The sequence below is a fragment of the Streptomyces sp. NPDC001508 genome, assembly GCF_040298665.1.
GTDB lineage: Bacteria > Actinomycetota > Actinomycetes > Streptomycetales > Streptomycetaceae > Streptomyces.
In genome coordinates this window covers 1-13,289 of record NZ_JBEPAP010000004.1, presented here as the reverse complement: position 1 = coordinate 13,289, position 13,289 = coordinate 1, and the positions used below count along the sequence as shown (strand labels likewise).

General features: G+C 70.9%; 13 protein-coding genes and 1 pseudogene. 7 read left to right on the top strand and 7 right to left on the bottom strand.

The window, feature by feature from the left end; genetic code table 11:
* Positions 1 to 88: 88 nt before the first annotated feature.
* Positions 89 to 1,177 (bottom strand): redox-regulated ATPase YchF, encoded by a 1,089-nt coding sequence (gene ychF / locus ABT245_RS05785; protein WP_351729055.1) that lies wholly within the window; start codon positions 1,175 to 1,177, stop codon positions 89 to 91.
* 174 nt (positions 1,178 to 1,351) lie between these two features.
* Between ychF and ABT245_RS05780 the strand changes: the two genes are divergently transcribed.
* Positions 1,352 to 1,906, top strand: coding sequence for a DUF6542 domain-containing protein (locus ABT245_RS05780; protein ID WP_351729052.1), 555 nt, complete (start codon positions 1,352 to 1,354; stop codon positions 1,904 to 1,906).
* A 47-nt stretch (positions 1,907 to 1,953) separates the two neighbouring features.
* On the opposite strand, the gene ppgK is transcribed toward ABT245_RS05780, so the two are convergent.
* The 3 genes and pseudogenes from ppgK to ABT245_RS46000 all read right to left on the bottom strand — a co-directional run.
* Entirely contained in the window at positions 1,954 to 2,700 is a 747-nt protein-coding gene (ppgK, locus tag ABT245_RS05775; protein ID WP_351729048.1) for a polyphosphate--glucose phosphotransferase, read from the bottom strand.
* Between the two features lie 52 nt (positions 2,701 to 2,752).
* A complete protein-coding gene (locus ABT245_RS05770) occupies positions 2,753 to 3,769 on the bottom strand; it encodes a 4-hydroxy-3-methylbut-2-enyl diphosphate reductase (protein WP_351729586.1) in 1,017 nt (338 codons plus the stop codon).
* A 312-nt stretch (positions 3,770 to 4,081) separates the two neighbouring features.
* A pseudogene (locus ABT245_RS46000) lies at positions 4,082 to 4,277 on the bottom strand (amino acid permease); the annotation flags it as partial.
* Positions 4,278 to 4,312: 35 nt separating this feature from the next.
* On the opposite strand from ABT245_RS46000, the gene xseA reads away from it, so the two are divergent.
* Both xseA and ABT245_RS05760 read left to right on the top strand, forming a co-directional pair.
* Complete coding sequence (gene xseA / locus ABT245_RS05765) at positions 4,313 to 5,521, top strand: exodeoxyribonuclease VII large subunit (RefSeq protein WP_351729045.1); 1,209 nt, start codon at positions 4,313 to 4,315, stop codon at positions 5,519 to 5,521.
* A 9-nt stretch (positions 5,522 to 5,530) separates the two neighbouring features.
* Positions 5,531 to 5,785 carry an exodeoxyribonuclease VII small subunit gene (locus tag ABT245_RS05760; protein ID WP_351729043.1) on the top strand — a complete coding sequence of 85 codons (255 nt, stop codon included), beginning with the start codon at positions 5,531 to 5,533 and terminating at the stop codon, positions 5,783 to 5,785.
* 184 nt (positions 5,786 to 5,969) lie between these two features.
* Here the strand turns inward: ABT245_RS05760 and ABT245_RS05755 are convergent, their stop codons facing one another.
* A complete protein-coding gene (locus ABT245_RS05755; protein ID WP_351729041.1) occupies positions 5,970 to 6,494 on the bottom strand; it encodes a DUF4245 domain-containing protein in 525 nt (174 codons plus the stop codon).
* Between the two features lie 126 nt (positions 6,495 to 6,620).
* Here ABT245_RS05755 and glpX point away from each other — a divergent pair, with 126 nt between their 5' ends.
* On the top strand, positions 6,621 to 7,655 hold the full coding sequence (gene glpX / locus ABT245_RS05750; RefSeq protein WP_351729038.1) for a class II fructose-bisphosphatase: 1,035 nt from the start codon (positions 6,621 to 6,623) through the stop codon (positions 7,653 to 7,655).
* Positions 7,656 to 8,690: 1,035 nt separating this feature from the next.
* Here glpX and ABT245_RS05745 read toward each other — a convergent pair.
* Both ABT245_RS05745 and ABT245_RS05740 read right to left on the bottom strand, forming a co-directional pair.
* Complete coding sequence (locus ABT245_RS05745; protein ID WP_351729035.1) at positions 8,691 to 9,068, bottom strand: WhiB family transcriptional regulator; 378 nt, start codon at positions 9,066 to 9,068, stop codon at positions 8,691 to 8,693.
* Between the two features lie 174 nt (positions 9,069 to 9,242).
* On the bottom strand, positions 9,243 to 9,938 hold the full coding sequence (locus tag ABT245_RS05740) for a DUF1707 SHOCT-like domain-containing protein (protein ID WP_351729032.1): 696 nt from the start codon (positions 9,936 to 9,938) through the stop codon (positions 9,243 to 9,245).
* A 595-nt stretch (positions 9,939 to 10,533) separates the two neighbouring features.
* On the opposite strand from ABT245_RS05740, the gene ABT245_RS05735 reads away from it, so the two are divergent.
* From ABT245_RS05735 to ABT245_RS05725, 3 genes are all read left to right on the top strand, one after another.
* Complete coding sequence (locus tag ABT245_RS05735; protein WP_351729030.1) at positions 10,534 to 12,228, top strand: fumarate hydratase; 1,695 nt, start codon at positions 10,534 to 10,536, stop codon at positions 12,226 to 12,228.
* A gap of 181 nt (positions 12,229 to 12,409) precedes the next feature.
* Positions 12,410 to 12,652, top strand: a complete 243-nt coding sequence (locus ABT245_RS05730) for a hypothetical protein (RefSeq protein WP_351729028.1) — start codon at positions 12,410 to 12,412, stop codon at positions 12,650 to 12,652.
* On the top strand, positions 12,624 to 13,148 hold the full coding sequence (locus tag ABT245_RS05725) for a DUF6879 family protein (protein WP_351729026.1): 525 nt from the start codon (positions 12,624 to 12,626) through the stop codon (positions 13,146 to 13,148). Before ABT245_RS05730 ends, ABT245_RS05725 begins: the two co-directional genes overlap by 29 nt.
* Positions 13,149 to 13,289 lie beyond the last annotated feature (141 nt).

Here is a 13,289-nt window from a genome sequence, read left to right as displayed (position 1 = left end):
AGCACGGGAAGGAGCGAGGGGCTCGACTCCGATGAGTCCAGCCCCTCTGACCTGCGCATTAAACGAAGCCGACGTGGTGGATTTGCGCCTACACGTTGAAGCGGAACTCCACCACATCCCCGTCCTGCATCACGTAGTCCTTGCCCTCCATGCGGGCCTTGCCCTTCGCGCGGGCCTCTGTGACCGAGCCGGTTTCCACCAGGTCCGTGAAGGAGATGACCTCGGCCTTGATGAAGCCCTTCTGGAAGTCGGTGTGGATCACGCCGGCCGCCTCGGGGGCCGTGGCGCCCTTCTTGACGGTCCAGGCCCGGGACTCCTTGGGGCCGGCCGTCAGATACGTCTGCAGGCCGAGGGTGTCGAAGCCGACGCGGGCGAGGGTGGCGAGGCCGGGCTCCTCGGCCCCGACGGACTCCAGGAGTTCCAGCGCGTCCGCCTCGTCCAGCTCGGCGAGGTCCGCCTCCAGCTTGGCGTTGAGGAAGATCGCCTCGGCGGGGGCGACCAGGGCACGCTGCTCGTCCTTGAAGCCGTCGTCGGTCAGCTCGTCCTCGTCGACGTTGAAGACGTAGAGGAACGGCTTGGTGGTGAGCAGGTGCAGGTCGTGCAGCAGCTCGGCGCGCTCGCTGCCCTGGACGATGCCCTGGGAGAAGAGTGTGTCGCCCTTCTCCAGGATCTCCTTGGCCTCCTCGACCGCCTTGACCTTGGGCGCGACGTCCTTCTTGATCCGCGACTCCTTCTGCAGGCGCGGCAGGACCTTCTCGATGGTCTGCAGGTCGGCGAGGATCAGCTCGGTGTTGATCGTCTCGATGTCGTCCTTGGGCGAGACCTTGCCGTCGACATGGACGACGTTCTCGTCCTTGAAAGCGCGGATGACCTGGCAGATCGCGTCGGACTCCCGGATGTTCGCGAGGAACTTGTTGCCCAGGCCCTCGCCCTCGGAGGCGCCGCGGACGATACCCGCGATGTCCACGAAGTCCACGGTCGCCGGGAGGATGCGCTGCGAGTTGAAGATCTCGGCCAGCTTCGTCAGGCGCGCGTCGGGGACGCCGACCACACCGACGTTCGGCTCGATCGTGGCGAACGGGTAGTTGGCCGCCAGCACGTCGTTCTTGGTCAGGGCGTTGAACAGGGTCGACTTGCCGACATTCGGCAGGCCGACGATTCCGATCGTGAGCGACACGTTGCGACTTCCCGTACGTGAGGAGGAGGGCCAGGGGGCCAGCAGACCGGCCGATCCCCCAGTTTACGGCGTGCCGGACACCGCCCCGGCTGAAGCTTCGAACACCTGGATACGCTCCGCTCCACGGCGTGTCTGTAGGGCCATTCGGCACATAAGCCGACCTAAGTTGGTCCAATGGAGCAACCCAGGACGCGACCCCCGCAGCACGGACCGCGACGCGGCACGCCACCGGCACCCCTGCCGCCACAGGCCAGGCGCGGTCCGGCGGGCGGGCAGGCGGCGGCCCAGCGGCCGGTGCGTCCGGGTCCGGCGCAGCCGCCGCACAGAACGGGCCCCCGGCTCACCGGGCTCGGCGGGGGCCTGTTCTGCGCGGCCCTGATGTTCCTGCTCGCCCTGATCGACCAGCTGCTGTTCGGGGCGTCCCTCACCGTGTACGGGGTGCTGTTCCTGCCCGTGTGCGCGCTGACCGCGCTGTGGGTGCGCGAGAACGACCTGCTGACGGCCCCCGTCCTGGTGCCGATCGGGTTCGCGGTGGGGCTGCTGGCCGTCGCCGACGGCGGCGGCGGGGTGGCGGGCCGGCTGATGGGTCTGGTCACCGCGCTCGCCACTCAGGCCGGGTGGCTGTACGGGGGGACGCTGATCGCGGGCGTGACCGTGATCGTACGGCGGATCCGGCGGGTCAGGCGCCGACGGCGGCTCGGGCCCGCCAGGCCCGCGGCACAGGCCTGACCGACGTCCACCGGGCCCACGGCACGGGCGGCCGGCCGTGGAGACCGCTAGCCGTCCTTGGAGGCGTGCATCGCCGCGCCCACGATCCCCGCGTTGTTCTGCAGTTGCGCGGGCACGATCTCCGCCTCGACACCCTCGATGAGGTGCAGGAACTTGTCCGCCTTGCGGCTGACGCCGCCGCCGATGATGAACAGCTCCGGGGAGAACAGCATCTCCACGTGCGCGAGGTACTTCTGCACGCGGCGCGCCCAGTGCTCCCAGGACAGCTGGTGGTCCTCCTTGACCTTGCTGGAGGCCCGCTTCTCCGCCTCGTGACCGCCCAGCTCCAGATGGCCCAGCTCGGTGTTCGGGACCAGGGTGCCGTCGACGAACAGGGCGCTGCCGATGCCCGTGCCGAAGGTGAGCAGGATGACCGTGCCGCCGCGGCCGCGGCCCGCGCCGAAGCTCATCTCGGCGACACCGGCCGCGTCCGCGTCGTTGACGACCGTGACGTCATGGCCGCCGAGGCGTTCGCTGAACAACGCGCGCGCGTCCATGTCGATCCAGCTCGGGTCCACGTTGGCGGCCGTACGGATGGTGCTCCCGCCGCTGACCACGCCCGGGAACGTGAGTCCGACCGGGCCTGTCCAGCGGAAGTGCTCGACGACCTCCTTCACGCCGTCGGCCACCCCGTCCGGCGTCGCCGGGTGCGGAGTGAGCACCTTGAAGCGCTCCTCCGCTAGGTCGCCCCGCTCCAGATCGACGGGTGCGCCCTTGATCCCGGACCCGCCGATGTCCACGCCGAAGATCTGCATGGCCCCACCGTACGACGCACGACTGACAGTCACGCGCCGGGCTGTGCCCTGCTCACACGTCCGCCGTACCCGAACCGCCGCGCGCGGCGGCCAGCGCGGCCGCCTCCTCGCGCAGATCGCGGCGCAGCTCCTTGGGGAGCGAGAAGGTGATGGACTCCTCGGCCGCCTTGACGATCTCGACGTCCGCGTAGCCGCGCTCGGCGAGCCAGTCCAGGACCTGCTCGACCAGGACCTCCGGAACGGAGGCGCCGGAGGTCACGCCGACCGTGGTCACGCCCTCCAGCCAGGACTCGTCGATCTCGGCGGCGAAGTCCACCAGGTACGCCGCGCGCGCCCCGGCCAGCTTGGCGACCTCCACGAGCCGCTTGGAGTTGGAGGAGTTGCGGGAGCCGACGACGATGACCAGGTCGGCCTCCTCGCCCATCTGCTTCACGGCGAGCTGGCGGTTCTGTGTGGCGTAGCAGATGTCGTCGCTGGGCGGGGAGAGCAGCTGCGGGAACTTCTCCTTCAGCGCGTCCACGGTCTCCATGGTCTCGTCCACGGAGAGCGTGGTCTGGGACAGCCAGACCACCTTGGACGGGTCGCGGACCTCGACCCCTGCGGCGTCCTCGGGGCCGTCGACCAGCTGGATGTGGTCCGGGGCCTCCCCGGAGGTGCCGATGACCTCCTCGTGGCCCTCGTGACCGATCAGGAGGATGTCGTAGTCCTCCTTGGCGAAGCGGACGGCTTCCTTGTGGACCTTGGTGACCAGCGGGCAGGTGGCGTCGATGGTGGCGAGCCGGCCGCGCTCGGCCTCCTCGTGGACGACGGGGGCCACGCCGTGCGCCGAGAACATCACGATGCTGCCCGGCGGCACCTCCTCGGTGCGTTCTACGAAGACGGCGCCCTTCTTCTCCAGGGTCTGGACGACGTACTTGTTGTGAACGATCTCGTGCCGGACATAGATCGGGGCCCCGTACTGCTCCAGGGCCTTCTCGACGGCGATCACGGCGCGGTCCACGCCCGCGCAGTAGCCCCGGGGGGCGGCGAGCAGGACACGGCGGCCAGGAAGGGCAGTCATGGCACCTATCGTAAGGCCGCCTCCGGAGGACCGGAGATCGCGTGCCCGTACCTCCACGGGAAGACCGGGCGACGACCGGGAGGTGCCACAGCTACGCCCGGATGGTGCAGGGCGCTGCCGCTCGCGGGTCGGTGTCCGCCTACGCGCGCGTGGGGCGTCGGAGATGGCCTGCCGCCTGGTTGGCGGTGGCGAGGTGTTCGCCTACCGGCTCGGTTCGCCGTCGTGAGCGTCTGTCGTACCGACCGCTGTTCGCTTTACGCGCGCGTGGGGCTCGGCGACGGCGCCGGTTTCGTCGCCTGCCGGACGGCGATGCGGCACTGGCCGCCGGGCCGCCCACACCGCGGCGACCAGGGTGATTCACGGCCGCGCACGGCGGGGCCGCCCGCGGCACCCCGGGATCCGTCCTCGCCCGTGCCCACGGCAGCCGGCGGTCCCGGCTCATCGCGAACAGCAGGCCTCCCGCCGCCGCCTGCCCGCCCGGCGCCGCGAACGCCGCCCCGATCGCCTTGCTCACGGCCGGGGATTGTCGGAGGGGCCCGTTAGTCTCGCGGCATGGCTGTGAACACGTCCGCGCAGACCCCGCTGCCCGTCGGCGAGGTGTCGCGGCTCATCGGGAGATGGATCGACCGGCTCGGGGCGGTGTGGGTCGAGGGGCAGATCACGCAGTTGTCGCGGCGGCCGGGCGCGGGCGTCGTCTTCCTGACGCTGCGCGACCCTTCGTACGACATCTCGGTGAGCGTGACCTGCTACCGGCAGGTGTTCGACGCGGTCGCCGACGTCGTCGGCGAGGGCGCCCGCGTCGTCGTGCACGCCAAACCGGAGTGGTACGCGCCGCGCGGGCAGCTGTCGCTGCGCGCCGCCGAGATACGGCCGGTGGGGGTCGGCGAGCTGCTGGCCAGGCTGGAGCACCTGAAGAAGGCCCTGGCCGCGGAGGGGCTGTTCGCGCCCGAGCGCAAGCGCCCGCTGCCCTTTCTGCCGCAGCTGATCGGCCTCGTGTGCGGTCGCGCCTCCGCCGCGGAGCGGGACGTTCTGGAGAACGCGCGCCACCGCTGGCCCGCCGTCCGCTTCGAGGTGCGCAACGTGCCCGTGCAGGGCGTGCACGCGGTGCCCCAGGTCGTGCAGGCGGTCAAGGAACTGGACGAGACCGACGCCGTGGACGTGATCATCGTCGCTAGGGGCGGCGGCAGCGTGGAGGACCTGCTGCCGTTCTCCGACGAACAACTCGTCCGCGCGGTCGCGGCCTGTCGTACGCCCGTGGTGTCCGCGATCGGCCACGAGCCGGATCATCCGCTCCTGGACTTCGTCGCCGACCTGCGCGCCTCCACCCCGACGGACGCGGCGAAGAAGGTCGTACCGGACGTGGGCGAGGAACTGGAGCGGGTGCGGATGCTGCGGGGCCGGGCGCGACGGTGCGTGGAGGCGCTGGTGGAGCGCGAGGAGCGAGGGCTCGCGCATGCGCTGGCCCGGCCCTCGATGGAGGACCCGCACCGGATGATCGACGAGCGCGCGGACCATGTCGCCTCGCTGGTCGACCGCGGCCGGCGCACCCTGGGCCATCTCCTGGACCGCGCGGACTCCGAGCTGGCGCACACGCACGCGCGCGTGGTGGCCCTCTCCCCCGCGGCGACGCTGAAGCGCGGGTACGCGGTGCTGCAGCGGGCCGACGGGCACGTGGTGCGGGATCCGGCGCAGGTGACGGCGGCCGAGGCGCTGCGGGCACGGGTCGCCGAGGGCGAGTTCACGGTACGAGTCGACGCTTAGGGTGAACGGATGACCGGCAAGGTGGAAGAGGCGCTCTCCTACGAGCAGGCGCGGGACGAGCTGATCGAGGTCGTACGGCGGCTGGAGGCGGGCGGGACGAGCCTGGAGGAGTCCCTGGCCCTCTGGGAACGCGGCGAGGAACTGGCCAAGGTGTGCCGGCGCTGGCTGGAGGGCGCGCGGGCGCGGCTGGACGCCGCCCTGGCCGAGGAGGAGGAAACGGAGGCGGCAGCGGACGCGGAGGGCTCGCGGGAGACCGGCGAGTAGCGGGTGCCGAGGGGCGTCGCCATCGGCGAGCCGGGCGGCGGCTCCCCCGCGCGCGTGCCGGGTTCGCTGCTGGACCGCACGCCTGAGGCCGTGGTGCGGAGGCTCCCCCGCGCGTGCCGGGTTCGCCTACCGGACCCGGCCGCCTGTGGACAACGCTGGGGCTCCCCGGCGCGGGGTCCGCGGGTTACGACAGCTTCAGCGACTCCGCCAGCTTCGCCAGCCGCTCGAACGAGGCCGTGCCCGCGACCACCGTGGTGGAGCCGGGCGTGTCCTCCAGCACGAGGGCGTCGTAGCGACCGCCGGTGTAGCGCTTCCAGGTGTGGCCGCCGATCTTCTCGGTCACGTCGGTGGCCCGCGCGCCCTGACTGGCCTGGTCGATGAACTCGGCGCGCTGCTGAGTGGACTGCTCGATCTGCACGTACTGTCCCTCGGGGTCCTGGAAGCCCAGGTGCCAGCGCTCGGAGTTCGCCCCCTGGAAGCGGACCGAGGTCGCCTTCCAGGAGCCCGGCAGGCCCTCGGGCGCGGCGACCGGGTAAGAAGCGGCGCGCTGCGCCGTGAGCAGTTCCACGCGGTAGTCGACCCGCTTGAGGTCGGGGGCGTGGTCGTCGTGCGGGATGAAGACGTAGATGACGGCCGCCGCCATCCCGATCAGGCCCAGGGAGAGAATCATGTCCCGGACCGTTTTCTGCTTGCCGTTCGAACCTGCCACGCCCCTATCGTCGCAGGTGCCCAGCGTGCTCATCCGTGGGGGCCCCTGCTCATTCTGTACCCCTGACGGTAGAGTCGGGACGAACACCCTCATCCGGCCGTCGTCGTATCAGAAAGGTGCGCTCCGATGACCGAGCATCATCATTTGCCGTCAGAACTCGACGTCCCCTCCGAGGCTCCCGACCGGAACCTGGCCCTGGAACTCGTCCGGGTGACCGAGGCCGCGGCGATGGCCGCCGGCCGCTGGGTCGGGCGCGGCGACAAGAACGGCGCCGACGGTGCCGCGGTCCGCGCCATGCGCACCCTCGTCTCGACCGTCTCGATGAACGGCGTGGTCGTCATCGGCGAGGGCGAGAAGGACGAGGCCCCGATGCTCTTCAACGGAGAGCGCGTCGGCGACGGCACCGGGCCCGAGTGCGACATCGCCGTCGACCCGATCGACGGCACGACACTGACCGCCAAGGGCATGCCGAACGCGATCGCGGTCCTCGCCGCGGCCGAACGCGGCTCCATGTTCGACCCGTCCGCCGTGTTCTACATGGACAAGCTGGTCACGGGACCGGAGGCGGCGGACTTCGTCGACATCGACGCGCCCGTGTCGGTGAACATCCGCCGGGTCGCGAAGGCGAAGCGGTCCACGCCCGAGGACGTCACGGTCGTCATCCTCGACCGGCCGCGGCACGAAGGCGTCATCCAGGAGGTCCGGGAGACCGGCGCGCGCATCAAGCTGATCTCCGACGGCGATGTGGCCGGCTCGATCCTCGCCCTGCGTGAGGGCACCGGCATCGATCTGCTGCTCGGCGTGGGCGGCACCCCCGAGGGCATCATCTCGGCGTGCGCCGTGAAGTGCCTGGGCGGGACCATCCAGGGCAAGCTGTGGCCGAAGGACGACGAGGAACGGCAGCGGGCGCTGGACGCGGGGCATGACCTGGACCGGGTGCTGACCACGGAGGACCTGGTTACCGGCGAGAACGTCTTCTTCGTCGCCACCGGCATCACGGACGGCGAACTGCTGCGCGGGGTGCGGTATCGCTCCGAGACCGCGACGACCGACTCGATCGTGATGCGTTCGCGGTCCGGAACGGTCCGCCGGATCGATTCCGAACACCGCCTGAGGAAGCTGCGCGCCTACAGCGCGATCGACTTCGACCGGGCGAAGTAGCCCACATCAGCCGGCGCCCCCGGTGCGGAGGGGGCGCCGACGACCCGCCCAAGGTCTACGCCACCGACCGCTGGGGCGCGGACCCGAACCGGGTTCAGGACGCGCAGCGCCGGGCGCGCACCCGGAGCAGCGCGCGCCCTCGACCAGGACTCACGGCACCGAGCGCCCGGTGGGGCGGCCCGGGGCGGGGCAGCACGTCCAACGCCACGACGCGGACTCGGCGCAGCGCGCTGCTCGGGCGGGGCCCGGAGCGTGCCGAGGGGGGCCTGGGCTCATTGTGAGGGTTCGGTGCGGGGTCCAAGGCGCGGGAGTCCACGCACGGTCGCTGAGCCGAGGCTCGGCCCCGGACCAAGGCCCGGGCTCTCCAGGTGGGGCAGGCTCGGCCGAACCCCGGATTCGGGCGGAAGCTGGGGGCCGGGCGCAGGCTCGGAGGCGGGTCCAAGCCCGGCTCGCCCCAAAGCTCGGGCTCGGGCGCAGACTCGGCGTCGGATCTAAGCCCGGCTCGCGCCAAAGCTCGGATTCGGGCGGAAGCTGGGGGCCGGGCGCAGGCTCGGAGGCGGATCCAAGCCCAGCTCGGACCGAACCTCAGGCCCGGGCGGAAGCTGGGGGCCGGGCGGAAGCTCGGAGTCGCGTCCAAGCTCGGCTCGCGCACGCTCGGCCGAAGCCCGGATTCGGGCGGAGGCTCGGAGGCGGGTCCAAACTCGGCTCGGACCGAAGCTCAGGCCCGGGCACAGGCTCGGAGGCGGATCCAAGCCCGGCTCGCGCACGCCTCGGCCGAAGCCCGGATTCGGGCGCAGGCTCGGAGGCGGGTCCAAGCCCAGCTCGGACGAAAGCTCAGGCCCGGGCGCAGGCTCGGAGGCGGATCGAAGCCCGGCTCGGACCGAAGCTCGGGCTCGGGCAGCGGCTCGGCGTCGGATGTGCGCCCGGCTCGGGCCAAGCGCACGCTCGGCCGAAGCTCTCGGGATCGGGCCGAAGCTCTGGGTCGGGCCGAAGCACGCGGTCCGGGCCAAGCTCGGCTCGGGACGGAGCTTGGGGTCAGCCTGCTGCTGCTATGCGGCCTGTTGCTCGGGCCGTCTTCTTCAGTTCCAGGTCACGGCGGCGGCGCCGGGCCAGCACCACACGGCGTTCGGCAGCGGTGAGGCCGCCCCACACGCCGTACGGCTCGGGCTGGAGCAGCGCGTGTTCGCGACACTCGACCATCACCGGACAGCGCGCGCAGACCCGCTTGGCCGCCTCCTCGCGGGACAGCCGGGCGGCGGTCGGCTCCTTCGAAGGGGCGAAGAACAGGCCGGCCTCGTCCCGCCGGCACACCGCCTCGGTGTGCCAGGGGGCATCCTGGTCCCGCTCTTGCGCTGGCACCCGCTGGGCCGGAACGGCAGCTACCTGCAGGGACGAATGCGGCGGTTGCAGCACGGTCTACTCCTGACGACGGCTTCGCGAGCGAGAGACGATGCAGCAAGCCCTACCCGCTGTGCGCGCGCCTATGCACTGCGTCCCGATCCACGGGAGCGTGGCGGCCGGTTCACGACCCCCCGCGCCGGGCGGCCCGGGACCGCGCCGTTCCGGATCCGGCCCGATTCGCGGCCGTCAATGGCCGAGATGCTTGCGCAAAGTCCTGTCGACCCTGTGGTGCACGCGGTCGAGGATGTCCGCGACGAGTTTCCCCCGCTTCGGCCGGGCCTCGACGTTGCCCAGCACGGCCCACCCGTCCACATAGACCACGGGCGCCTCGGGCTCGGCCGAATCCAGCGTGTGCACCTCGAAGTTGCCGAGCACGCCACCGCCGGTGCCGCGCAGCGACACGTTCTCCGGCACGCGGATCTGGACGTCGCCGAAGACCGACACCGCCTTGATGACGACCTGCTGGTACTCGAAGATCGCCTCGCTGAGGTCGATCTCGACGCTGCCGAAGACGGAGTACGCGTGCATCCGGCGCCCGGCGCGCCAGCGGCCCTTGCGTACCGCGCTGCTGAACACCGCGACGATGTTGGTGTCCGCCTCCGTCGGTATCGCGCCGGGGGCCGGGCGGGGCTGCGCGTACGCCGAGGCGGCCGGGCGGCCGTGGGCGGCGGGCAGGTCGCGGATGAAGACCTCCAACTCGCCGACCGTCTTGGCGTTCAGCACCCCCTCCACGCGCTCCGCGTGTTCGTCGGCGGTCAGGCGCCCCTCGGCGAGGGCGTCACGCAGGATGTCGGCGATCCGGTCCCGGTCCGCGTCCGAGGCGCGCAGTTCGGTGACGCGCGCTGCCGCGTCCTGCCGCTGGGCGTGCTTCTGAAGGTCCACGACGGCAGCGTACCGAAACGCGATAGATCGCGACTAGGGGTGTGGACGACCCGCGCGTGGCGAACCGGCCAAGGCGTGACCTAGCGGACCGGTGCATGACCTAGCGGACCGGACGTAGCGCACTGGGCGTAGCGGACCGGACCGCGGCGTGGCCTGGCGGGCCGGGGCGTGGCGGACCGGGGCCGGACGGAGGCGTGGCCTGGCGGACCGAGGCGTGGCATGACCGGGGCCGGACGGAGGCGTGGCCTGGCGGGCCGAGGCGTGGCATGACCGGGGCCGGACGGAGGCGTGGCCTGGCGGGCCGGGGCGTGGCGTGGCCGACCGGACCGCGCGATGGCCTACGAGCGGACCGGAGTGTGGTGGACCGAAGTCGGACTGAGGCATGACGGATCGGACCGGAACGAGGCGTGGCGGGCCGGTGCCGGGGCGAGGTGGGGCGGGCTGAGCCCGACCTCACAGTCCGGCCGTCACCGCCAGGTTCTACGCTGGGGAGGCCCGCCGACGCCGGCGGGCCGCAGGCGACCGCCCCGCGGCCAGCACGCCGAGGAGGCGAGTCGCCCGGACACGCTGCCTGTCGAGTGAGGAATGGGCGAAGATGCCACAGAGTTCCCCCCCGAACCGCCCTGCGTTCGCGTACACCGATCTGCTCCCCCAGGGCGAGGACACCACCCCGTACCGGCTGGTGACCTCCGAGGGCGTCTCCACCTTCGAGGCCGACGGGCGGACGTTCCTCAAGGTCGCGCCGGAGGCGCTGCGCAAGCTGGCCGAGGAGGCCATCCACGACATCCAGCACTATCTGCGCCCGGCCCACCTCGCGCAGCTGCGCCGCATCATCGACGACCCCGAGGCGTCGGCCAACGACAAGTTCGTCGCCCTGGACCTGTTGAAGAACGCGAACATCGCGGCGGCGGGCGTGCTCCCGATGTGCCAGGACACCGGCACGGCGATCGTGATGGGCAAGCGCGGGCAGCACGTCCTCACCGAAGGTGAGGACGAGAAGGCCCTCTCGCACGGCATCCACGACGCCTACACCAAGCTCAACCTGCGGTACTCGCAGATGGCGCCGCTGACCATGTGGGAGGAGAAGAACACCGGCTCCAACCTCCCCGCGCAGATCGAGCTGTACGCCACCGACGGCGGCGCCTACAAGTTCCTCTTCATGGCGAAGGGCGGCGGCAGCGCCAACAAGTCGTTCCTGTACCAGGAGACGAAGGCTGTCCTGAACGAGGCCTCCATGATGAAGTTCCTGGAGGAGAAGATCCGTTCGCTGGGTACGGCCGCCTGCCCGCCGTACCACCTGGCGATCGTGGTCGGCGGCACCAGCGCGGAATACGCGCTGAAGACCGCGAAGTACGCCTCCGCGCACTACCTGGACAACCTGCCCGCCGAGGGCTCGCCGCTCGGCCATGGCTTCCGGGACAAGGAACTGGAGCAGAAGGTCTTCGAGCTGACCCAGCGGATCGGCATCGGCGCGCAGTTCGGTGGCAAGTACTTCTGCCACGACGTCCGCGTGGTCCGGCTGCCCCGGCACGGCGCGTCCTGCCCGGTCGCCATCGCCGTGTCCTGCTCGGCCGACCGCCAGGCGCTCGCCAAGATCACCGCCGAGGGCGTCTTCCTTGAGCGGTTGGAGACGGACCCGGCTCGCTTCCTGCCGGAGACGACGGACGAGCACCTGGACGAGTCCTCCGACGTCGTCAGGATCGACCTCAACCAGCCGATGGACGCGATCCTCGCCGAGCTGACCAAGTACCCGGTCAAGACCCGGCTGTCCCTCACCGGTCCGCTGGTGGTGGCCCGTGACATCGCGCACGCGAAGATCAAGGAGCGGCTGGACGCGGGTGAGCAGATGCCGCAGTACCTGAAGGACCACCCGGTGTACTACGCCGGCCCGGCCAAGACCCCGGAGGGCTACGCGTCCGGCTCCTTCGGCCCCACCACGGCCGGCCGCATGGACTCCTACGTCGAGCAGTTCCAGGCCGCGGGCGGCTCCAAGGTGATGCTCGCCAAGGGCAACCGCAGCAAGCAGGTCACGGACGCGTGCGGCACGCACGGCGGGTTCTACCTCGGCTCCATCGGTGGTCCGGCGGCCCGGCTCGCCCAGGACTGCATCAAGAAGGTCGAGGTCGTCGAGTACGAGGAACTGGGCATGGAGGCCGTCTGGAAGATCGAGGTCGAGGACTTCCCGGCCTTCATCGTCGTCGACGACAAGGGCAGCGATTTCTTCACTTCGCGGGAACCTGACCAGCCTACGTTCACCAGCATCCCGGTGCGGGGTCCTGGCCTGGCCTGAGCCATCCCGTAAGCGCCTCACGGACCCCTCGGCGTCGCCGGGGGGTCTGCTGCTGTCCGTGGGTGGCGCTATGGGCTCCCCCGCTCCCGTGGCTTGAAGCGCACCCTTGACGCCAGCACGGCAGCATCGGGAGGGCCCGTGCGTAGAAGTCCGTGCAATCCGCGTAGCCCGGGAGGCTGCTGTGTCGCTACGGTTCATCGCCAAGGACCCGAACACGGACGGGGCGAACTGCCCCATGGTTTGGCTCGACGAGGAGAAGCAAGAGATCGTGTTGCAGGGTTGGACGGTGGACGAGGTGACGCGCGCCGAGTGCCTGAAGACCGGCCCCATCCCGGACAGTGAGACCGTCATCCGGCTGCCTGTGCGTATGGTCGCCGCCATCAGGGAGGCTTGTGATGCCGCAGACGGCCCCACCGTTCAGTGAGTTGCTGGCGAACTGCCAGCGGTCTGCCGTGCATCTGGAGATGCGCGACTTCTACGACGACCCGGACGAGGCTCCACGCGTGGCCGCGTGGAGGGCCGGGCATCGGCCGGACCCGAACGACCGCGCGTCCTGGTGGCGCCCCTGGCTCGACATGGTGTCCGAGGCGGTTTCCCGTGGTGTCGTGATCCGCCGCTCCCGGATCGTCTCCGAGCCGGTGAGCGAGTACACCCGGTACCTCTACGACGGCACGTTCACCAACATCGCCGCTGGTGAGCAGATCCGTTGGCTTCCGCGGCGGAACGCGTCGGATCTGGCACTCCCTGGCAATGACTTCTGGTGCTTCGATGACCAGCTGGTGAGATTCGGCTACTTCTCCGGTGAGGGCGTGTACCTCGGCGACGAAGTGGACGACCGCGCCGAGGTGGTCAAGCTGTGCGCCTCGGCGTTCGAAGCCGTCTGGGACCGGGCCGTTCCGCACGAACGCTACAGGATCTGAGAACGCACAGCACCAATGGCCCGTTCCCCTTCATCCAGCGTCCAGGCCCTCCCTGTCAGTCTGTGATGAGACACCCGGTATGCCGGGTTATCCTTCCTGGGCGAGACAGGAGCCCCACCCCAGATGACCAGCACGAATGGC